We start from the raw sequence: 20,240 nt of genomic DNA, 5'->3' as shown, positions 1-20,240 counted from the left end.
CTCAGATCTCCCGGATCCTGAGGCGCGCGCCGATCCGGTCCCAGCGGAAGACCGGGCCGTCGCGGCAGACGAAATCGGGGCCAAACTGGCAATGCCCGCAACTGCCCACGGCGCATTTCATGTTGCGCTCCATGCTGATCCATTGGCAGGCCGCCGGAACCCCCAGGTCTTCGAGCGCCTGGCAGCTATGGCGCATCATCACTTCCGGCCCACAGACAAAGGCGCTCACATTGGCCGGATCGCAGCCCTCCAGCGCCCGCTCCAGACGCGTGGTCACAACGCCCACCATACCGGTCCAGCCGGGTGTGGCGCGGTCCACCGTGAGCGAGATGCGCAGCGCGCCGCTGCCGGCCCAATCGGCCAGCTGCGCCGGATAGAGGATCTGTGACGGGCTGCGCGCGCCAACCACGAGGGAGAGGCTGCGCAATGCAGACCGCATGGAAAGGGCCTGCAGGATCGCGGGCCGCAGGGGCGCGAGGCCGAGCCCGCCCGCGATGATGACGAGGTCGCGCCCGGCCTGCGCCTCCACCGGCCAAGGGGTGCCGAATGGCCCGCGCAGCCCCAGCATCGCGCCTTCGCGCAGACCGCAGAGCGCGCCCGAGACCGCGCCGACATTGCGGATGGTGTGGAGCAGGGTGTCGGTATCGGCGGGATTTCCGGAGATCGAGATCGCGATCTCGCCCACCCCGAACGCATAGAGCATGTTGAATTGACCCGGCTTGCCGGAGGTCTGCGTGCCGTCGAGAGGGAGGATCGACAGCGTGCTGACATCGGACAGTTCAGGGCAGTTCACGACGACCCGGAACCGCCGGGGCAGCAGGGCCGACGGTATCCGGATCGGTTCAATCATCGTCGCGCCCGTAGAGATCGGCCACCTGCAACCGCTGCGCGCGGAACCGCGCCGCAAGGTGCGGCAGCCAGTATTTGAACAGCTGGTAGCCCAACTGCGGGTCCTCGTCGCATTTGCCACGCAGGCAGGCGGCGTCCAGGGCGACGCAGGATACCTCTGTCATGGCGCGGGCGTCGAACATCGTCCGGTAGGGCGGGATCAGCCAGCCCCAGCCGAGAATGTCGCCGCCATGGACGGTTTCGACCACGGTTGGCGCGATATGGGCGGCGGAAATCTCGATCGCCACGTCGCCCGTGCGCAGCACATGGACCAGCGCTGCCGGGTCGCCCTCGCGCTGGATCATCTCGCCAGCGCCGAAATGCAGATTGCGCGCGCATCCAGCCAGCAACTCGATCGAATCCGCGTCGAAACGGCCCAGGATCGAGTGCTCGGACAGGATCTCCGCGATGCTTTGTGTCTTCATGATCTACTCCCCCTTGGCCAAGGCCCGCGCCTCAGCAACCAGATCTATTCCCACCGGGCACCATGTGATGCAGCGCCCGCACCCGGTGCAGCCCGAGCTTCCGAACTGTGTGTGCCAGTTGGAGAGCTTGTGCGTCATCCACTGGCGATAGCGCGCGGCCGCTCTTCGCCGGAGCGGGCCACCATGCAAATAACTGAAATCCGGCGAGAAACAGCTATCCCAACGCTGCCAGCGCTCGGCCATCGCGCCGTCGAGAGACGTGCGGTCCGTCACATCGGTGCAGAAGCAGGTCGGGCAGACGGCGGTGCAATTGGTGCAATGCAGGCAGCGGCTGGCGACCTGTTCCCAGCGCGGGCTGTCCGCCACTTCCGTAAGCCGCTCGGCGATGTCCGGCGGCATGGCGCGGGTCTGGGAAGCGGCTGCGGCCTCGATCAGCCGGGCGGCTTCCCGAACCTGCGCATCCGTCGCGGCGGGCAGGGCGCGGGCATCGAGCAACGCCGTCCCGTCTTCGCTGCCGATCTCCAGCAGCAGCCCGTCCGCGATCTCCGTCAGCGCAAGGTCGTAACCGGCCTGCGCGCGCGGCCCGGTCTGCATCGAGGCGCAGAAACAGGTCTCGGCGCTGCGCCCGCAATTGACCGCCACGATCCGCGTCGCGGCGCGGCGGGCGGCATAGGCCGGGTCGCCCGCGCGGCGAAAGACCTCCTGCTGCCGGGCGATGGCGGCCAGGTCGCAGGGCCGAACGGCGAAGAAGATTGTCGCCGGCCATTCCTCGGCCTCAGGTGTCACTTCGAAGCCCGCCGCGTCGCGCCGCGCCGACCAGAGCTTGCGCTCCGGCGGATGGAGCCAGCGCTTCCAGCCCTGCGGGCCGACAACCGCCTCGAACCAGCGCGTGGACGCTCCGGGTTCAAGCCGGTAACTGCCGGGAGACTGCCGGTCGGTAACGCCCCGTGGAAGCTCTTCGGGATCGTGCAGGATGTCCGGAACAAGCGCACCATCGCGCAGGAGCGGCGCAATCACACGCCAACCGGCCGAAAGCCAGTCCTCCAGCAATCGGTGCGGATCCTTCAGGAACAAGCTTTCCCCCATCCTGTCCTCCGGGAAACTTTCCTGCAGTGCCTGCGCGGTCTTCTGCACGGCGCATGCCCTATATTTCTTGATTTTTGACCGGTTGGCGTTGACGTGGGTCATGGCGGCGTTCCGCGCGGAGTGCGACAATCGCCGCGGGAGGAATCCAACATGCTTGGGACGATCCGGAAGGAGTCCGGAGGGACTCGAGGTGCGTCTCTTCCCCACCCGGACGAGACGCGTGAAACATTCACCTGGGATATCGCGGAGGCCATGCTGGACGGCCTGCCGGACGGGGCGCTGAACATCGCCCACGAGGCGGTGGATCGCCATGTCGCCGCCGGCCAGGGCGCGCAGGTTGCGATCCGCTGGCTTGGCAAGGGCGATGCCCGCGAAGAAATCACCTATGCCGATCTTGCTGAGCGCACATCGCGCTTCGCCAATGTGCTGAAGGCGCATGGGCTGGAGCGGGGTGACAGCGTCTTTGGCCTGATGGGGCGGGTGCCTGAACTTTACGTGACCGCACTTGGCACGCTGAAGGCGGGGCTGATCTTCACGCCGCTCTTCTCGGCCTTTGGGCCGGAGCCGATCCGCACCCGCATGGAAATCGGTTCGGCAAAGGCGCTGGTGACGACCGAAACGCTCTACCGCCGCAAGATCGCGAAATGGTGCGCCGAGATCCCGACGCTGAAGCTGGTGCTGATCGTCGGTGACGAGGCACCCGAGGGCTGCGTCGCCCTTGCTCCGGCGATGGCGGAGGCCAGCCCGGATTTCGAGACCGCGCGGACCATGCCCGAGGACCGGGCGCTGATACATTTCACCTCCGGCACCACCGGCAAGCCCAAGGGTGCGGTGCATGTCCATAAGGCGGTGATGTATCACGCAATTTCAGGGCGTTACGCGTTGGAGTTGACACCTGGCACGATCTATTGGTGCACGGCCGATCCCGGCTGGGTCACCGGCACCTCCTACGGCATCATCTCACCGCTGGTGAACCGGGTGACGATGATCGTCGACGAGGCGGAGTTCGACCTCGACCGTTGGTACACGACCGTCGAACAGGAGAAGGTCGAGGTCTGGTATTCGGCGCCGACCGCGATCCGCATGATGATGCGGGCGGGCGACGACGCAACGAAGCCCTATGACTTCTCTGGCCTGCGCTTCCTGGCATCGGTCGGCGAGCCGCTGAACCCCGAGGCGGTGGTCTGGTCCAACCGTGTCTTCGGCAAGCCCTTCCACGACAACTGGTGGCAGACCGAAACGGGGGGCATCATGATCGCCAACCTTGCCGCGGCGGATGTCCGCCCCGGCTCCATGGGCAAGCCGATGCCCGGCATCAAGGCCGGGATCGTCGAGCGCACCAGCACCGGGGTAAAGGAACTCGCTGACGGCGACATTGGCGAGCTGGCGCTGCGGCCCGGCTGGCCCTCGATGATGCGGACCTATCTCGACGAGCAGGCGCGCTACGACAAGTGCTTCGTCGATGGCTGGTACCTCTCCGGTGATCTCGCGATGCGGGACAAGGACGGGTATTACTGGTTCGTCGGACGCGCCGACGACCTGATCAAGTCTTCCGGCCACCTTGTCGGCCCCTTCGAGGTCGAAAGCGCGCTGATCGAGCATGAGGCCGTGGCCGAGGCGGGCGTGATCGGCGTGCCGGACGAGACGGCGGGCGAGGTCATCAAGGCCTTCGTGACTCTCAAACCGGGCTACACCCCTGACGAAGAGCTTGAGCGTTCTATCCGCGGCCATGCCCGCAAGAAGCTCGGGCCAGCGGTGGCCCCGCGTGAGATCGTGTTCCGCAACACGCTGCCCAAGACCCGTTCGGGCAAGATCATGCGCCGCCTGCTGAAGGCGCGCGAACTGGGCCTTCCCGAGGGGGATATTTCAACCCTGGAGACTGACGAGACATGACCGTGATGGACAAACCGCGCCTGACGCGAGACCACGTCCTGTCACTGCTGACGGGAATGATCCGGATCCGGAAGTTCGAGGATAAATGCGCTGAGCTCTATCAGCAGGAGAAGATCCGCGGCTTCCTGCATCTCTATGACGGCGAGGAGGCGATTGCCGCCGGGGTGATCCCGGTGCTCGGCCCCGATGACAAGATCGTCGCCACCTATCGCGAGCATGGCCAGGCCTTGGCGCGCGGGGTGCCGATGACCGAGGTCATGGCCGAGATGTATGGCAAGGCCGAGGGCAGCTCGGGCGGCCGTGGCGGCTCGATGCATATCTTCGATGCCGCGACCAATTTCTACGGTGGCAATGCCATTGTCGGCGGCGGGTTGCCGCTGGCGGCCGGCATCGCTCTGGCCGATCGGCTGCGGGGCGACAACCACGTCACCGCCTGCTTCTTCGGCGACGGTGCGGCGGCGGAAGGGGAGTTCCACGAGACGATGAACCTCGCCGCGCTCTGGAACCTGCCGGTGCTGTTCGTTTGCGAAAACAACGGCTACGCCATGGGCACCGCCATCGAGCGCTACGATTCCGATACCGATATCCACGACAAGGCCAAGGCTTATGGCATCGAGAGCCGGCAGGTCGACGGCATGGACGTGGTCGCGGTGGAGGTCGCCGCGCGCTCGGCGATCCGGCATATCCGGGAGAGCGGAAAGCCTGTGTTCCTAGAGTGCAAGACCTATCGCTTCCGGCCGCATTCGATGTTCGACGCGCAGCTTTACCGCAGCAAGGAAGAGATCGAGAGCTGGCGCAAGCGCGGCCCGATCCACCGCTTCCAGGACTGGCTGCTGGAGAACGCATTGCTGCATGCCGAGGACATCACCCGGATCGAGGAGATGGTCGATGCCGAGATCGCCCTTGCCGTCGATTTTGCCGAGAACGGGACTTGGGAGCCGGTGGAGGACCTGGCCAAACACACCATGGCCGAGCCGCGCCCGGACCCGCTTCCGGTCGCCCCGTCCGGCAAGACCGAGGAGGTGACCTATCGCGAAGCCGTCAAGCAGGGTATCCGCGACGCGCTCAAGCGCGACAAGCGGGTCTTCCTGATGGGCGAGGATGTGGGCGCCTATGGTGGCTGCTACGCGGTCTCCAAGGGCCTGCTGGAGGAGTTCGGCGAAGATCGTATCCGCGACACGCCGCTCTCGGAATCCGGCTTCACCGGGGCAGGGATCGGGGCTGCCGCCAACGGTTTGCGGCCCATCGTCGAGGTGATGACAGTGAACTTCTCGCTGCTCGCGCTCGACCAGATCCTCAATACCGCCGCCACGGTCCGCCACATGTCCGGCGGCCAGTTCGGCGTTCCCGTGGTGATCCGCATGGCAACCGGCGCAGGCAAGCAGCTCGCCGCGCAGCACTCGCATTCGCTGGAAGGGTGGTTCGCCCATATTCCGGGGCTGAAGGTGCTGGCGCCCGCCACGCTGGAGGATGCCCGTGGCATGCTCTGGACCGCGCTGGAGGATCCGGACCCGGTGCTGATCTTCGAGAACGTGATGCTTTACAATCGCACCGGCCCGTTGGACGTAAATGCCGGACCGGTCGACATTTCCAAGGCCGCGATCCGTCGGCAGGGCAATGACGTGACGCTCATCACCTATGGCGGCTCGCTGCACAAGGTGCTGGAAGCAGCGGACGAACTCGCGGCTGACGGCATCGAGGCCGAGTTGATCGACCTGCGGGTTCTGCGCCCGCTGGACGATGCCACGATCATGGCGTCGGTGGGACGTACGCGGCGGGCGGTTGTTGTCGATGAAGGCTGGAAGAGCGGCTCGCTCTCGGCCGAGATCGCAGCCCGTATCCATGAACAGGTCTTCTGGCACATGGACGCACCCGTTGGCCGTGTCTGCTCAGCCGAGGTGCCGATCCCCTATCCATCGCATCTCGAACAGGCTGCCATCCCGCAGGTCGCCCAGATCGTTGCGGCGGCCAAAGCCACGCTGGGGAGGTGAGCCATGGGCGTGTTCCAGATGCCAAGCCTTGGCGCCGACATGGAAGCCGGAACGCTGGTCGAATGGCTGGTCGCGCCGGGGGACGCGGTGAAGCGCGGTGACATCGTCGCTGTCGTGGAAACCCAGAAGGGCGCCATCGAGATCGAGATCTTCGAGGACGGGATCATTCAGTCGCTGGATGCGGAGATAGGCGCCAAGCTGCCCGTCGGCGCCCCGCTCGCGACGATCCTGGCCGCGGGGGAGGCGCCGCCGTCTGCTCCGGCGGCGCCGACAACCGGAACGGCTCCGGAGGTGGTCGCGCCCGCGCCCGAATTGGCGACGGTGGCACCCGCAGCCTCCGAGGGCCTGCAACCAAGGCCCGCCACGCTCGGCATTGCCGCCTCCCCGGCAGCCCGGCAAAGGGCGTCCGAACGTGGCGTGGACCTTGGCGCGCTAAAGGGCAGCGGCCCGGGCGGGGCCGTGGTTCTCGCCGATGTGGAGACCACCGCGCCCGAACGTCGCGAGACACCCAAACCTACGAAGCCCGCCGATGCCATGGTCGAGATGCGCAAGGCCATCGCGGCGGCGATGCAGCGCTCCAAGCGCGAGATCCCGCATTTCCAACTGTCCCAGAGCGTCGACATCCAGACCGCCTCCGACTGGCTGGCCGCCCGCAATGCGGCGGTGCCGCCTGCCGAGCGTATCCTGCTGGGCACATTGTTCATGAAGGCGGCAGCGCTCGCGGCGGCCAAGGTGAAGGAGATGAACGGCCATTATGGCGTTGATGGCTTCACCCCGGCACCGCAGGTGAATCTTGGCGTGGCGGTCGCGCTGCGCGGCGGTGGGCTGATTGCGCCCGCTATTCCGGAGGCTGACAAGCTGGCGCTGCCGGATCTGATGGCGGCGATGAAGGAACTCGTCGCCCGTGCCCGGGCCATGCGCCTGCGCTCCTCGGAGATGACAAGCGGCACGTTGACCGTCTCCGCCCTGGGCGAGAAGGGGGCCGACGCGATGGCGGGGATCATCTTCCCGCCGCAGGTGGCGCTGCTTGCCATCGGTGCGCCGAAGATCCGGCCATGGGTGGTGGAGGGGGAAATTGTTCCAAGGCTGCTCGCCACCTTTACCCTCTCGGCGGATCACCGCGTCAGCGATGGCCGCCAGGCCAACCGCTTCCTCGCCGAGATCGACACGGCATTGCAAAACCCGGAGGCCCTATGACACAGGATGAAGCAAGAAAAGTCTTTCTGGAGGAACTCCTGAAAGTCGCTCCGGACCTGGAGTCCGACGAAATCGGCGCGGACGACCATATCCAGGACGATCTGGAACTGGATTCGATGGATGTGCTCAACCTCGTGGCCGCGCTCCATGCGCGCCTCGGGGTGGATATCCCCGAGCAGGAATACGTGGAGATCGCCACGCCTGCCCTGGCTGCTGCCTATCTGAGCCGAAGACTGGCGGCCTGAGAAGACGGCTGCAACCGGGCAATTGCGGAGAGGATGTGGGGGCTTCGCCCCCGCACTCTTGCGAGCACTCCCCCAGGATATTTTCGGAAAGAGGAAACGGGTTTTCGCTTGATATCATCTTTCGATAAATATCCCCGCCGGAGGCACGATCCCCAGGATAGTTCCCGCGCGCGAAGCGCGCGCCCTCAAAGGGCCGCAGCACGCGTATCAGGCATCATTCTTCCGAAACGATTTCACGGTTTCCGGTAGCACGATCAGGGGCAGGGCAAGTGTCAGGATCATCCCCCAGTGGCGCAGTCCCAACGGAACCGTGTGCAGCATTGCTTGCAGCGGTGCCCAGTAGACTGCGGCCATTTGGGCCAGGACCATTGCGGAAAAGGCGAGCCAAAGCATCGGGTTCGATCCCCAGCCTATCTTCCAACAGGGATCGCGCAGGCTGCGGAATGCAAAGACGCTTGCTTTCTCGAAGATGACCATGCTGGTAAAGGCGGCGGTGCGGGCAAGGTCGGTGCCGAGATCCAGCAGCGAGTAGAAAATCCAGAGAGACGCCCCGCTGGTATAAAGACCGAAAGTCAGAATGACGGGAAGCGCTGACAGGCCGAGCAGGCGCTTGTTCGGATCGCGCGGCGGAACCTTCATCTGGCCGGGCTCGGATTTCTCCACCCCAAGTGCGACCGCGGTGACGCCGTCCGTCACCAGGTTCATCCACAGGATCTGTGTCGGAAGGAAAATGAGCGGCCCACCGATGACAAGGTTGACCATCAGCGCGACGACCTCGCCGGTATTCGACGAGAGAAGGTAGCGGACGAATTTGCGGATATTCTCGAATTGCCGCCGTCCTTCGCGTACCGCGCGGACGATGCTGGCGTAATTGTCGTCGAGCAGCACGAGGTCGGAGGCATCCTTGGCGACCTCGGTGCCGCGGATGCCCATGGACAGGCCGATATCGGCCTTCTTGAGGGCAGGGGCGTCGTTCACGCCGTCGCCGGTCATGGCCACAACAGCGCCGCAGGCCTGTAGCGCCGCCACGATGCGCAGCTTGTCGGCGGGACGCACGCGGGCGAAGGCCACGGGGCCGGCCAGCGCGTCGCCGAGCGCGGTATCGTCCATCTCTTCGAGGTCGTCACTGGTCAGAACCCTGTCGGCCGGGATGCCGAGCTGGCCTGCGATGCTCTGTGCCGTTGCCGGGTGGTCTCCGGTGATCATCAGCGTGCGAATGCCGGCATGCGCGGCCAGCGCCACGGCGTCCCGGACCTCGGCGCGGGGCGGATCCTCCATACCGACCAGGCCGAGGAAGGTAAGGCCTTCCTCCTCAATCGGTTCGCGCGCATCGGGGCGAAACGCCAACGCGATCAGGCGCAGGCCGTCGCGGGCCATTCGCTCGGACTGCTCGGCGATTTCGGCGCGTTCCGCAGTTCCCATGGAGGCGGGGCCGTCGCGAAGAAGCACATGTTCGCAGATCGAAAGGATCTTTTCCGGTGCTCCCTTGCAGTGCAGTTCAAAGCCTTCCCCTCGGCGTTCCAGCACGCTCATGCGTTTGCGCTCGCTGCTGAAGGGCCGTTCAGCGACGACTCTGGACGGATCGACAGCATCGGCCCATGCCTTGGCTGCCATTGTCACAAGCGCGCCCTCGGTCGGCTCGCCGATCATCTCCCAGCCATCCTCGCCGGGCAGCAGCCGCGCGTGCGAGCAGATCAGAGCGGTGTGGCAGAGCCGGGCCAGGATCGGGTCGCCCTCGGCGCGGATTTTTTTTCCCTCCCGGGCAATATGCCCTGCGGGATCATAGCCGTTACCGGTCACGTCATAGGTGGCGTCAGGCGTGCGGATGCTGCGCACGGTCATCTTGTTCTCGGTCAGCGTACCGGTCTTGTCGGTGCAGATGACGCTGGCCGCACCGAGCGTCTCGACCGCCTGCAGGTTGCGCACAAGCGCCTTTTGCCGGGCCATCGCACCCGCTCCGAGCGCCAGCGTGACGGTGACAACGGCTGGCAGCCCCTCGGGCACCATCGCCACGGCGAGCGACAGCCCGAGCATGAAAACCTCGATCGGCTGGCGGTCCGACAGGAAGGCCGCGAGCATGACCATGGCGGCCACGGCAATCGCCATCAGGCCGAGTTGGCGGGCCAGCCCATGTAACTCGCGCTGCAATTGCGTCTGCACGTCGCGCACGCTCGAGGCCAGCATGGCGATGCGCCCGAAGCGCGTCTGTTGGCCGATGGCGGTGACATTCGCCTCGGCATGACCGCCGAGCACGGTCGTTCCGGAGGCGACCTCCTCACCCGCGCTGCGGGAGACCGGCACCGACTCGCCGGTCAGAACGCTTTCGTCCAGCATCAGCCCGGTCTCGCGATGCAATGCGCCATCGGCGGGCACCCTGTCGCCCTCGGCCAGCAAGATCAGGTCTCCGGGCAGAAGCTCGCGCGCGGGGATCGTCTGGCGGACACCGTCGCGCAGGACCACTGCTGTCGGCGACAGCATCTGCCGCAGCGCCTGCATCGTGGTTTCCGCTCGCCATTCCTGGACGAAACCGAGGATCGCGTTCAGCAGCACGACCGCGATGATGGCGATGAAATCGGCCAGTTCCCCGATCAGCAGCGATATGGCGGCGGCCCCGATCAGGAGCAGGACGAGAAGATCGGTGAACTGGCGCGCAAACATCAACAGCGCAGAGGGCGGCGGCGCCTCCGGCAATTCGTTCCAGCCATGCTTTTTGCGAAGCGCGGCGATGTCTCGTTCGCTGAGGCCGTGAGGCATGCGTGCCCCTCTTCGCTCTGATGAACGAAGCCAGCGTAACGGATGCCCGTCAGCGCGCGTTGACCGGGATCAAACCGGGGCAACGCAGGCGCTTTCATACCTGATTGTTGACCGCGACCGCCGGCCGGTCAGGCAAAGCTGGCGGCCTTGGCGGTGATGCGGCGGTGGCCAGCCTCGCCATGCCAGAAACCGTTCGACAAGGGGGCCTGCATGTCCAGCGCATCGAATCGGGCCTGCGCGGCGTCCGTGTCGATCTTGCCGTCGAGGATCGCTTCGAAGATGCGGGCGACCTCCACCATGTCGGTCTGCTGCGGCATCAGGCGCAGATCGGTGACGCCCATGGCGGCCATCGCGGGGGCTTCGGCAAAGAGGTTCACATAGGAATGCGAAAGTGTCTGGATGCCGTTCACGCGCAGGAACGCCTGCCCGTCGCGGGTGTTCAGCTCCATCCCGTCGAGATGCTCATCGCAGACGAACTGGCAGTTATCCTTGGTGCGTCCATAGGCGCGGGCGTGGTAGCAGCGTGCGGAGGTTGCCAGGCAGGCGCGGCCAAAGACCTGCACCTCCAGCCCGATCCCGAGCTCGGCGGCTTTCGCGGCCATCACCTTGACCGAGCTGCCGGGAAGCTCCGTGGGCACCGTTACGTGGGTTGCGCCCTTGGTGGCCATCCAGGTCATGGTCTCTTCGCTGTAGACGTTCATGTAGGGGCCGACGCGGTGCGCCTGGCCGGGGGCGAGGTGGAAAAGGCCGGCGGCATTGTTGACCTCGATCTCCAGCTCATCCGCCTTCGCCATATTGTGGCAGGATTTGCGCTCGCGCTTGAGCATGACCTCGGCGAGCCCGGAATGGACGACACGCTTGCCGCCCCGCTGGAGCCGTTCGGCCATTTCCTCGATATGCTGATCGAAGAAGGGCTGGCGCTTGGAGCAGACATTCTCGCCGAGATAGACGGTGTCCACCGGGGCTTCGTCGGCGATGCGGGCATAGAAGTCGCGTTTGCGGTCCTCGTTCCAGAAATACTGGATCGGGCCGAGGGTCAGTCTGGGTTTCATCTCTGTCACCGCCATTTCTTGGTCTTGTAGGCGCCTTCGGTCTGTTTCTGCCCCTCGGTCAGGGCGACCAGATCGGCCAGTTGGGGCTCGCGCCCGGCGCGGATATCGTCCACCGCTGCGCGGAAGGCGGAGACGACCTTTCGCACATAGGCGCGGGAGCGTTGGCGGCCCTCGATCTTGAAGGCGGTCACGCCGGCCTCCATGAGGTCGGGCAGCAACTTGGAGAGGTTGAGGCTGATCGGCTCCTCGAAGGCGTAGTAGCCCTCCGGCTGCACTTCGTTGCAGTAACGCCCCTTGCAGATCGTCGGGTAGCCCGCGTTTTCCTGCGGCCCGAAACGGTCGATCGTGTAGCCGCCAAGGCGGGTCGACATGTTTTCGTCCGCGTCCTTGACGTATTCGACAAGGTGGGCCGGCGAGCAGACGCCGTCCATGTTGGTCGACAGCCCGGTGGCGTAATTGGTGAGCGAGCAACGCCCCTCGACCATCAGCCCGTGGTTGCCGAAGATGAAGGTCTCGATCTCGGCCGAAATCTCGCTCTTGATGTCGTGGATCTCGGGGATCGTCAGGATGCGGGGCAGCACGACCCGCTTCACGCCAAATTCGCGCACATAGTAGTTGATCGCGTCCGGGCTGGCGGCGGCGGCCTGCACCGAAAGGTGGATCCGGCGCTCGGGGTGCTTTTCGGAGATATAGCGGGCCACGGCCATGTCGGCGACGATGAAGGCGTCCACGTCCAGTTCGTTGCCGAGGTCAGCCGCTTCGCGCCAGAGGTCGAACTTGCCCGCGGGCGGGTAGGAGTTCAGCGCCAGCAGCACGTTCGCGCCGCGTTCATGGGCGTAGTCCACCGCGCCGGCCAACTCCTTGGGCGTGAAGTTCAACCCCGGGAAGTTGCGCGCATTGGTGGCGTTCTGGAAGCCGCAATAGATGGAATCGGCACCGGCATCGACGGCGGTGCGCAGCGAGGCCGGGGTGCCGGCGGGACAGACGAGCTCGCCTACGACTTCACCAGTTGTCATGGGAAGCTCCTTCGGAATCTTGGCTTTCGGTCATGGCGTTGAGCCGCGCCAGCGCCATGCGGCCGGCGGCGCCGAACATCTCCGCCACATCCTCGGCGATCGAACCTTCGACATCGTCGAGCGCGTTGCGCAAGGTGACGACGGCCTCGGTATCGCCCGAGATCACGAGGTCGCGGGAGAAGAAGATCGCGTCGCCATCCACCTCGGCATCGAGCAGGCCGAGCAGGGTGCGGAAATCGCCCGCGATATGGGCCTCGTGTTTCGGCAGGCGGTCCTTTCGGACGGCCCGCAGGATAAGCGAGGGCGGGAAGGGGCGCAGGTGCAGCGCCAGCGGCAGGTCCGTCAGCTCGATGACGAAATTGCTGCGCTGGTGCTTTCCGAGCCGCTCGAAGAGTCCGGGATGCTTCTCGGCCACGCGGCGCACGATCCGGTAGAGGATCGGCTGCAGCGGCAGGAGCGGCACGGGCATGTCCGCAAGCGGCGGAAGGCGGCGGGAGATCGGGTCGGGCAGCGCGTTTATCATGGGGTGCACTTCTAGTCGTGGGAGCCGGCAGCCTCATTGACCGAAGTCAAAATATGCCGCCAGGCATGTGCATGGCTTGCCTTGGCTCTACGCCTGTCGCGGTATTGGAACAACCGGCAAGCAGGGGCTGCAACCCAGCTTGAACCGTGGTGCAGGGCTGGGGGAGCTGCCCGGCGCGTTCTGCCAAGCGCTTCCCCGGAGTATTTCAGCCAGGAAGAGAAGTGGGTTTGCTAATTTGAGGCGCCGGTGTTCAGGCGGCTTTTTCGGCCTCTGCCATGGCTTCGGCGGTTGCCTGGAAGGCGAGCAGGATCGACGCGTGCCGGTTGGTGAATTCGCGGGCCGGCAGAAGCACTTCGAGATCGGCGAAGGGCGCGTCCGGGACGGGGCCGTTTTCGCGCAGCATGGCCGAGAGCTGGTCGCGGCCACGTTCGATCTCATCCCGGGTGCGTCCGATCACGCTGGCCCCGAGCACCGAGGCGGCGGCCTGCCCGAGGGCGCAGGCTTTCACGTCCTGCGCGAAATCGACGATCCGGCCGTTTTCGGTGCGCAGATCGACCGTCACGGTCGAGCCGCAAAGCGGCGAGCGCTTGCGCATGGTTCCGCAGGGCTTGTCGAGCCGGCCCAGATGCGGGATGTCGGCGGCAAGCGCCAGGATGCGCCCGGAATAGAGCTTGACGAGGTCGAGATCGCTGGCCATGTGCGTGTCCTGATACCGGCAGGGAAAGTCTTTATGTAACCCTGCAGTCGCGATTTGCAAAGGAAAGACGATGGGATTCGATCCGCAGAGCCTGCGCTTCGACGCACAGGGGCTGATCCCGGCAATTGCCCAGGATGCCGGGAATGGCGAAGTGCTGATGATGGCCTGGATGAACGCGGAGGCCGTTTCGCGGACGCTGGAGACGGGCAGGGTGACCTACTGGTCCCGCTCCCGGCAGTCTTTCTGGGTCAAGGGCGAGACGTCGGGTCATGTGCAGAAACTTGTCGAGATGCGGCTGGATTGCGACCGCGACTGCCTGCTTGTGCTGGTCGAACAGGAGGGGCCGGCCTGTCACACCAACCGGCGTAGCTGTTTCTACACCGCGCTGCGCGACGGCGAGGAAGCGATCCTGAGCGAACCGATGGCGTGATTGGGGGACGGGGTTGCGGGCCGGGTCTTCCGCAGGAGTGGAGGCGCGCGCATCTGGCGCTTGCGCAGCGCGTTGTGGCCGTGGCAATGGGCCGTAACGGATATTGCACATGACCCAATTGCCTTCTTCCCTCTGGCCCAAGATCCTGCTGGCAGGCACGATCGGCATCCTGTCGGGTATTCTCGCCCGCCGGATCGGTATGCCCTTGCCCTGGATGCTCGGACCCATGCTCGGCTGCGGACTGGCCGCGCTCGCCGGTGCGCCGGTGCGTGGCCCGTCGGGATTGCGTGTCATCGTCATTCCCGTCATCGGGGTGATGCTCGGCTCCAGCTTCCATCCCGGCATGTTCAGCCAGATCGGGGCCTGGACGGGAACCTTGTTGCTGTTGCCGGTCTTCCTGCTCGCCGCCATCGCCGTCAGCTATGCTTTCTACCGCCGGATCGGCGGTTATAGCCCGGTAGACGCCTTTTTCTGTGCCGCGCCGGGCGGTTTGAACGAGATGATCATCCTTGGAGGACAGGCGGGGGGCGATGAGGCCCGTATCGCGCTGGCCCATGCGCTTCGGGTTTTCATCACCATCTCGACAATAGCGCTGGTCTTCGCCCTCCTGCTCGATATCCGCGCCGTGCGCGGGCCGGGGAGTTGGGTGGCGCTCGGGGATCTCTCGCTTCCGGATGGTGCGCTCTTGTTTGCCTGCGGGCTGGTCGGGGTGTTCGGGGGGAAGTTGCTGCGCCTGCCCGCGCCGCAGCTATTCGGACCGATGATCGTCTCTGCCGCCGCGCATATGCTAGAAGCGGTGACGATCGCTCCGCCGTCGATCTTCGTCGTGGCCGCGCAGATCACCATCGGCACCGTCCTCGGTTGCCGTTTTGCCGGCGTCAGCCCGGCCACGATGGGGCGGGACATGGTGCTCGGCCTCGGTTCGACCATGCTGCTTCTTTGTGTCACGACGGGTTTTGCCGCGCTTCTCGGCCCGTTGACCGGAACGAGCCTTCCGCAGGGCGTGCTGGCCTATTCGCCTGGCGGGTTGACCGAAATGTCGCTGCTCTCGCTCGCGATGGGACAGGACGTGGCCTATGTCTCGACGATGCACGTCGCCCGTATCGTGATCATCCTCTTCACCATGCCGCTTCTGTTTCGCGTGATCGGCGCGCGCCTGATCTCGGCTTCGCGATCCGACAAGTAGACACCTGCCTGAATCACTTTGTTGCAACATTGCCCCCTGTTTTGGAAACATTCTGTCAATCTGGGCGAATTTCCTGTTTCTCGTTAACCTTTTCTGCTTTCATTGCAGGACCAACGACCTGCGACGAAGGACGCCAGAAAAGAGTATAGAAAGATGAGTGATTTTCAGACACCGCCGCCGAAACCGCAGCCCGAGCGCCTGCCCGAGATGCGCACAAACCGCGATCCGGCACATGAGCAACCAAAGCCCACGCCGGAACTCGGGCGCAAACCGCGTTTCAAATTCAAAGATTTCGCCAGCATCTGATTTCCGGGCACTTGCCCTGACAGGCAGGACGATTACCCTGCCGCACATGCCGACCCCCGTATCGTCTATCCGCAACCTTGGCCCCGCGATGGAAGAGGCCTGTTCCCGTGCCGGTATCGGCTCGGCGGAAGAGTTGCGCGCGTTGGGGGCCGACGAAACCTATCGCCGCCTTCTTGAGGCGGGAACCCGTCCGCATTTCATCGGTTTCTACGTGATCGAAATGGGGTTGCAGGGCCGACCCTGGAACGATTGCAAGGGTAAGGAAAAGGACGCATTACGACGACGCTTCGACGCCATCGTCGCCCGCAGTCGAGAGAGCGGTCTGACGGAGATGGAACGGTTTCTCGACCAGATCGGTACCGGGTTGAGGCGGTAGGGAGGGCTGGAAAAGCCAGTTTCGAGCCATTCTCAAGCAAACCCGGAGACGAGACGAACCGATGGAGGCCGACACGCAGGGAATGACCAATGCGTAACCACCGCTATACGAGGGCGCGCTCCATGAAATACTCACGTTCACGCCATGCCTGCGGAAACCCCGCAGGGTGGGGAATGCCCACAAAACCGACGCTTTCATACATGGCTCTTGCATGGGTCAAAAAAACTGCCGAGGAAAAGAAAACCTTTCGATAGCCGTCTGCAATCATCTGATCGAACATGTGCTGCAGCATCAGTCGTCCAAGTCCATGGCCCCGACCGCTTTCGCTCACAAACATCCGTTTAAATTCTGCGATCCCTGGTTCTGCCTCGTGGTACATCACACACCCGACGGGCAGCTTGCCGATTGAGCCAATAAGAATTCCACCATGCGGTCGTCGATGAAGCTTTGGCAGATCCTGCAAGATTGCCTCGAACCTTTCAGGGTCCATTGGATGGTCGGCCCCTTTCGGCCAATCGCTCGGGTAGTGGCGCCAGTGCCAATCCAACCAATCCCGGCACAACGCGCGTGCAACATCGAAATCGTCAGCGTCTTCTGCCATACGAATGGAAACCACGCCCAACTGCACACCCCGTCGGCTTGAACCTCGCTCAAGCTTTGTTTTGCCGGTGGACGAAATCAACGAAAATGTAGTGCCGCATAGGGACGTTCAAGAATTGGGATTGCGCGGCCGCATTGCGGGCAAAACCAACCTGGCCGACAATCTGCCTAGCCCCGGCCTAGCGCAGGCTACTGCCATCGGCGACAGAACCGAGAGCGACAAAACGGTCCGCAGTTCTTGCCTGTATTGGCCTTCACCGTGCTTTTGCTCCGATGCGTTCACCGCTGCGCGCTCCTTCCCGTGGCAGTCGGTACATATCGCCCCTCTGGACCCTTCCGCATGATTGCGCTAAGGCCGCGATCAAGATGCTGATATGGTCGATCATCATTCGAATTACCGGCCCGGCGCTCTGAAAGACGAGCCGCCGGGACAAGGCGCATGGGCTGCCCGCGCCGACCGAACCCTCGAACATGACGAATACCCAAAGGACGCGACCCATGTGCGCCGACACGCCGGAAATGAACTCCCCCGACTACAAGTCCACCCTCAACCTGCCGCAGACCGATTTTCCGATGCGCGCGGGACTTCCCAAGCGCGAGCCCGCGTGGCTGGAGCGATGGGAGAAGATCGGGGTTTACGACCGTCTGCGAGACAAGGCCAAAACCGAGCAGCGCAAGCCCTTCACGCTGCATGACGGCCCTCCCTATGCCAATGGCAACCTTCACATCGGGCATGCACTCAACAAGATCCTCAAGGACATGGTGGTGCGCTCCCAGCAGATGATGGGCCGCGACTCCCGATATATCCCTGGCTGGGATTGCCACGGTCTGCCCATCGAATGGAAGATCGAGGAGCAGTACCGCCAGAAGGGCAAGAACAAGGACGAGGTGCCGGTTGTCGAGTTGCGCCGCGAATGCCGCGCCTTTGCCTCGGAATGGGTCGGTATCCAGCGCGAGGAATTCAAGCGGCTTGGCGTGACCGGCAACTGGGATGATCCCTACCTGACCATGAATTACCACGCCGAGGCGGTGATCGCCGGCGAGTTCATGAAGTTCCTGATGAACGGCACGCTCTACCAGGGCTCCAAGCCCGTCATGTGGTCCGTGGTCGAGAAGACCGCGCTGGCCGAGGCGGAGGTGGAATATCACGACCACCAGAGTCACACGATCTGGGTCAAGTTCCCGGTCGTGCGCGCGCTCGACGCCAACGGTGCGCGCCAGCCGCAGCGCGGCGTGAATGTCGTGATCTGGACCACCACGCCCTGGACCATCCCTTCCAACCGCGCCGTGGCCTTCAATCCCGAGCTGTCCTATGGCCTCTACAAGGTCACCGAGGCGTCGGAGGAGAATTGGGCCAAGGTTGGCGACGAGTACCTGCTTGCCGACAACCTCGCGGAAGAGGTGATGAAGGCCGCCCGCGTCGATGCCTATGAGCGCAAGGAGGATATCAGCGCCAAACAGCTTGACCTGATGGTCTGTGCGCACCCGTTCCGCGGCATCGAGGGCGGCGAGGGCGAATGGGATTATGATGTTCCGCTGCTGCCGGCCGATCACGTCACCGACGAGGCCGGTACCGGCTTCGTGCATACCGCGCCCAGCCACGGTGCAGACGACTTCATCCTCGGCGTCAAGCACGGGTTGAGGATGACCCATAACGTGCTGGAAGACGGCTCCTTCCGCCCTGACCTGCCGCTGTTCGGCGGTGCCCTGATCTTTGACCACAAGGGCAAGGAGAAGGATGCCAACAAGCGGGTGATCGACGCCATGGCCGGCGTCGGCGCGCTGATCTCGCGGGGCCGGATCAAGCACTCCTACCCGCATTCCTGGCGCTCCAAGGCGCCGCTCATCTTCCGCAACACGCCGCAATGGTTCGCCTCCATCGACCGGGACGTGGGTGACGGGCAGGACGCGCTCGGCAAGACGATCCGCCAACGCGCACTCAACGCCATCGATGCGGTGAAATGGACGCCGGAGACGGGACGCAACCGGATCTACTCCATGATGGAGAGTCGCCCCGACTGGGTGCTGTCGCGCCAACGTGCCTGGGGCGTGCCGCTGACATGCTTCGTCAAGAAAGGGGCGCTGCCCGACGATCCCGATTTCCTGCTGCGCGACCCGGCGGTGAATGCGCGCATTGTCGAGGCCTTCGAGGCCGATGGCGCCGATGTCTGGTACATGGAGGGGGCCAAGGAGCGTTTCCTCGGCAAGGATCACAACCCGGAAGAGTACGAGCAGATCTTCGACGTGCTCGACGTCTGGTTCGATTCCGGCTCCACCCATGCTTTCGTGTTGCGCGACCGCGAGGACGGTTCCGAGGACGGCATTGCCGATCTTTACCTCGAAGGCACCGACCAGCATCGCGGCTGGTTCCACTCCTCGCTGCTGCAAAGCTGCGGCACCAATGGCCGTGCGCCCTATCGCGGGGTGCTGACCCACGGTTTCACGCTGGACGAGAAGGGCAACAAGATGTCCAAGTCGCTCGGCAACACGGTCGCGCCCGAGCAGGTCATCAAGCAGTATGGCGCCGATATCCTGCGTCTCTGGGTGGCGCAGTCGGATTATACCGCCGACCTGCGGATCGGCCCGGAGATCCTGAAGAATGTCGCCGACAGCTATCGCCGGCTGCGCAACACGATGCGCTTCCTGCTCGGCTCGCTCGGCGATTTCGACGAGATCGAGCCGGTCAAGCCGGTGGATATGCCGCCGCTGGAACGCTGGGTGCTGCACTGTCTGTACGAATTGGACCAGGAAGTCCGCAAGGGCTACGACGCCTATGATTTCCAGGGCGTCTTCCAGAAGGTGTTCAATTTCGCCACCGTGGACCTGTCGGCCTTCTATTTCGATATCCGCAAGGACTCGCTCTATTGCGATGCCGATGACAGCCAGTTCCGCCACGCGGCGCTGACCGTGCTGGATATCCTTTTCCAACGGTTGACCACATGGCTCGCGCCGGTGCTGGTCTTCACCATGGAAGAGGTGTGGCTGGAGCGTTATCCCGGCGAGACCAGCTCGGTGCATCTGGAGGATATTCCCGAGACGCCGGCCGACTGGCACAAGCCCGAACTGGCCCAGTTGGTCGAGCGTGTGCGCAATGTACGCCGCGTGGTCACCGCCGCGCTGGAAGTACAGCGCCGGGAGAAGGTGATCGGCTCCAGCCTCGAAGCGGCACCGGAAGTCTTCGTCGAGGATGCCACGCTGGTGACGCTGCTGCGCACGGTGAATTTCGCCGATGTCTGCATCGCTTCGCAGTTGACGCTCACCGAAGGGGCTGCGCCCGAGGGTGCCTTCACCTTGGACGAGGTGCCTGGGGTCGGCGTGGTGTTTGCGCTTGCCGAGGGTGAGAAATGCCAGCGCTGCTGGAAGATCCTGCCCGATGTCGGCACGCATGCACACGAGGGTACCTGCAAGCGCTGTTCGGACGCTTTGGGCTGATAAGAACGGCGGGTGCCGCGTGTGAAAACGGTGCCCGCCAGTTTCATGGCCAGCGAGGTCTTGAAACCGGCTGTGGCCGCATTTGCATTTGTGCAATTGGCGGTCTCGGCAGATACTCCCATCTGAGAGGGTCTCGAACTGGG

18 protein-coding genes are annotated in these 20,240 nt (G+C 64.4%); 9 read left to right on the top strand and 9 right to left on the bottom strand.

Annotation, left to right across the window (positions count from 1 at the left end; all coding sequences use genetic code 11):
• Position 1: 1 nt before the first annotated feature.
• The 3 genes from BLR85_RS10000 to BLR85_RS09990 are packed head-to-tail and all read right to left on the bottom strand — an operon-like array spanning position 2 to position 2,501.
• Positions 2–850 carry an FAD/NAD(P)-binding protein gene (locus BLR85_RS10000; protein ID WP_093154880.1) on the bottom strand — a complete coding sequence of 283 codons (849 nt, stop codon included), beginning with the start codon at positions 848–850 and terminating at the stop codon, positions 2–4.
• Positions 843–1,313: a cyclic nucleotide-binding domain-containing protein gene (locus BLR85_RS09995; protein WP_093154874.1), complete on the bottom strand. Its 471-nt coding sequence runs from the start codon at positions 1,311–1,313 to the stop codon at positions 843–845. The genes BLR85_RS10000 and BLR85_RS09995 overlap by 8 nt, the downstream gene beginning before the upstream one ends.
• A gap of 3 nt (positions 1,314–1,316) precedes the next feature.
• Positions 1,317–2,501 carry a 4Fe-4S dicluster domain-containing protein gene (locus BLR85_RS09990; protein ID WP_212635057.1) on the bottom strand — a complete coding sequence of 395 codons (1,185 nt, stop codon included), beginning with the start codon at positions 2,499–2,501 and terminating at the stop codon, positions 1,317–1,319.
• 48 nt (positions 2,502–2,549) lie between these two features.
• Here BLR85_RS09990 and acsA point away from each other — a divergent pair, with 48 nt between their 5' ends.
• From acsA to BLR85_RS09970, 4 genes are read left to right on the top strand one after another with little or no spacing between them, the layout of a single operon-like run.
• Positions 2,550–4,292, top strand: a complete 1,743-nt coding sequence (acsA, locus tag BLR85_RS09985) for an acetate--CoA ligase (RefSeq protein ID WP_093154869.1) — start codon at positions 2,550–2,552, stop codon at positions 4,290–4,292.
• On the top strand, positions 4,289–6,283 hold the full coding sequence (pdhA, locus tag BLR85_RS09980) for a pyruvate dehydrogenase (acetyl-transferring) E1 component subunit alpha (protein ID WP_244520679.1): 1,995 nt from the start codon (positions 4,289–4,291) through the stop codon (positions 6,281–6,283). Before acsA ends, pdhA begins: the two co-directional genes overlap by 4 nt.
• A 3-nt stretch (positions 6,284–6,286) precedes the next feature.
• Positions 6,287–7,480 carry a dihydrolipoamide acetyltransferase family protein gene (locus BLR85_RS09975; RefSeq protein WP_093154864.1) on the top strand — a complete coding sequence of 398 codons (1,194 nt, stop codon included), beginning with the start codon at positions 6,287–6,289 and terminating at the stop codon, positions 7,478–7,480.
• Positions 7,477–7,725 carry an acyl carrier protein gene (locus BLR85_RS09970; protein WP_093154859.1) on the top strand — a complete coding sequence of 83 codons (249 nt, stop codon included), beginning with the start codon at positions 7,477–7,479 and terminating at the stop codon, positions 7,723–7,725. The genes BLR85_RS09975 and BLR85_RS09970 overlap by 4 nt, the downstream gene beginning before the upstream one ends.
• A gap of 207 nt (positions 7,726–7,932) precedes the next feature.
• Here BLR85_RS09970 and BLR85_RS09965 read toward each other — a convergent pair whose 3' ends face one another.
• The 5 genes from BLR85_RS09965 to BLR85_RS09945 all read right to left on the bottom strand — a co-directional run bounded on the left by BLR85_RS09965 (position 7,933) and on the right by BLR85_RS09945 (position 13,767).
• Positions 7,933–10,479 (bottom strand): cation-translocating P-type ATPase, encoded by a 2,547-nt coding sequence (locus BLR85_RS09965; protein ID WP_093154854.1) that lies wholly within the window; start codon positions 10,477–10,479, stop codon positions 7,933–7,935.
• Between the two features lie 128 nt (positions 10,480–10,607).
• Positions 10,608–11,531 carry a ubiquinone anaerobic biosynthesis protein UbiV gene (ubiV, locus tag BLR85_RS09960; protein WP_244520678.1) on the bottom strand — a complete coding sequence of 308 codons (924 nt, stop codon included), beginning with the start codon at positions 11,529–11,531 and terminating at the stop codon, positions 10,608–10,610.
• Between the two features lie 5 nt (positions 11,532–11,536).
• On the bottom strand, positions 11,537–12,547 hold the full coding sequence (ubiU, locus tag BLR85_RS09955) for a ubiquinone anaerobic biosynthesis protein UbiU (protein ID WP_093154844.1): 1,011 nt from the start codon (positions 12,545–12,547) through the stop codon (positions 11,537–11,539).
• Positions 12,534–13,070 carry a ubiquinone anaerobic biosynthesis accessory factor UbiT gene (gene ubiT / locus BLR85_RS09950; RefSeq protein ID WP_093154839.1) on the bottom strand — a complete coding sequence of 179 codons (537 nt, stop codon included), beginning with the start codon at positions 13,068–13,070 and terminating at the stop codon, positions 12,534–12,536. Before ubiT ends, ubiU begins: the two co-directional genes overlap by 14 nt.
• Before the next feature lie 250 nt (positions 13,071–13,320).
• The gene (locus BLR85_RS09945) at positions 13,321–13,767 is read right to left on the bottom strand and encodes an iron-sulfur cluster assembly scaffold protein (protein WP_093154834.1); all 447 of its coding nucleotides are present in this window, start codon (positions 13,765–13,767) and stop codon (positions 13,321–13,323) included.
• 70 nt (positions 13,768–13,837) lie between these two features.
• On the opposite strand from BLR85_RS09945, the gene hisI reads away from it, so the two are divergent.
• From hisI to BLR85_RS09930, 4 genes are all read left to right on the top strand, one after another.
• Positions 13,838–14,197, top strand: a complete 360-nt coding sequence (gene hisI, locus BLR85_RS09940) for a phosphoribosyl-AMP cyclohydrolase (protein ID WP_093154829.1) — start codon at positions 13,838–13,840, stop codon at positions 14,195–14,197.
• A 109-nt stretch (positions 14,198–14,306) separates the two neighbouring features.
• Positions 14,307–15,383, top strand: coding sequence for an AbrB family transcriptional regulator (locus tag BLR85_RS09935; protein ID WP_093154824.1), 1,077 nt, complete (start codon positions 14,307–14,309; stop codon positions 15,381–15,383).
• A gap of 153 nt (positions 15,384–15,536) precedes the next feature.
• On the top strand, positions 15,537–15,689 hold the full coding sequence (locus BLR85_RS29090) for a hypothetical protein (RefSeq protein WP_170844520.1): 153 nt from the start codon (positions 15,537–15,539) through the stop codon (positions 15,687–15,689).
• A gap of 46 nt (positions 15,690–15,735) precedes the next feature.
• Complete coding sequence (locus BLR85_RS09930; protein ID WP_093154819.1) at positions 15,736–16,065, top strand: TfoX/Sxy family DNA transformation protein; 330 nt, start codon at positions 15,736–15,738, stop codon at positions 16,063–16,065.
• 103 nt (positions 16,066–16,168) lie between these two features.
• Here BLR85_RS09930 and BLR85_RS09925 read toward each other — a convergent pair whose 3' ends face one another.
• A complete protein-coding gene (locus BLR85_RS09925) occupies positions 16,169–16,747 on the bottom strand; it encodes a GNAT family N-acetyltransferase (protein ID WP_093154815.1) in 579 nt (192 codons plus the stop codon).
• A 416-nt stretch (positions 16,748–17,163) separates the two neighbouring features.
• On the opposite strand from BLR85_RS09925, the gene ileS reads away from it, so the two are divergent.
• Positions 17,164–20,097, top strand: coding sequence for an isoleucine--tRNA ligase (gene ileS / locus BLR85_RS09915; RefSeq protein ID WP_093154806.1), 2,934 nt, complete (start codon positions 17,164–17,166; stop codon positions 20,095–20,097).
• Positions 20,098–20,240 lie beyond the last annotated feature (143 nt).

Origin of the sequence: Aliiruegeria lutimaris, from assembly GCF_900099935.1 — a bacterium.
Lineage (GTDB): Bacteria > Pseudomonadota > Alphaproteobacteria > Rhodobacterales > Rhodobacteraceae > Tropicimonas > Tropicimonas lutimaris.
The sequence above is the reverse complement of the archived record's forward strand: the minus strand, read 5'-3'. Positions and strand labels throughout refer to the sequence as shown.

Coding starts and splice junctions, on each gene's coding strand:
- BLR85_RS09945 (WP_093154834.1), bottom strand. CDS start 13,767: ATGGCCAGCGATCTCGACCTCGTCAAGCTCTATTCCGGGCGCATCCTG.
- pdhA (WP_244520679.1), top strand. CDS start 4,289: ATGACCGTGATGGACAAACCGCGCCTGACGCGAGACCACGTCCTGTCA.
- BLR85_RS09930 (WP_093154819.1), top strand. CDS start 15,736: ATGCCGACCCCCGTATCGTCTATCCGCAACCTTGGCCCCGCGATGGAA.
- ubiU (WP_093154844.1), bottom strand. CDS start 12,547: ATGACAACTGGTGAAGTCGTAGGCGAGCTCGTCTGTCCCGCCGGCACC.
- BLR85_RS09995 (WP_093154874.1), bottom strand. CDS start 1,313: ATGAAGACACAAAGCATCGCGGAGATCCTGTCCGAGCACTCGATCCTG.
- BLR85_RS09965 (WP_093154854.1), bottom strand. CDS start 10,479: ATGCCTCACGGCCTCAGCGAACGAGACATCGCCGCGCTTCGCAAAAAG.
- ubiV (WP_244520678.1), bottom strand. CDS start 11,531: ATGAAACCCAGACTGACCCTCGGCCCGATCCAGTATTTCTGGAACGAG.
- acsA (WP_093154869.1), top strand. CDS start 2,550: ATGCTTGGGACGATCCGGAAGGAGTCCGGAGGGACTCGAGGTGCGTCT.
- BLR85_RS09975 (WP_093154864.1), top strand. CDS start 6,287: ATGGGCGTGTTCCAGATGCCAAGCCTTGGCGCCGACATGGAAGCCGGA.
- ileS (WP_093154806.1), top strand. CDS start 17,164: ATGTGCGCCGACACGCCGGAAATGAACTCCCCCGACTACAAGTCCACC.
- BLR85_RS29090 (WP_170844520.1), top strand. CDS start 15,537: ATGAGTGATTTTCAGACACCGCCGCCGAAACCGCAGCCCGAGCGCCTG.
- BLR85_RS09970 (WP_093154859.1), top strand. CDS start 7,477: ATGACACAGGATGAAGCAAGAAAAGTCTTTCTGGAGGAACTCCTGAAA.
- BLR85_RS09990 (WP_212635057.1), bottom strand. CDS start 2,501: ATGACCCACGTCAACGCCAACCGGTCAAAAATCAAGAAATATAGGGCA.
- BLR85_RS09935 (WP_093154824.1), top strand. CDS start 14,307: ATGACCCAATTGCCTTCTTCCCTCTGGCCCAAGATCCTGCTGGCAGGC.
- ubiT (WP_093154839.1), bottom strand. CDS start 13,070: ATGATAAACGCGCTGCCCGACCCGATCTCCCGCCGCCTTCCGCCGCTT.
- hisI (WP_093154829.1), top strand. CDS start 13,838: ATGGGATTCGATCCGCAGAGCCTGCGCTTCGACGCACAGGGGCTGATC.
- BLR85_RS10000 (WP_093154880.1), bottom strand. CDS start 850: ATGATTGAACCGATCCGGATACCGTCGGCCCTGCTGCCCCGGCGGTTC.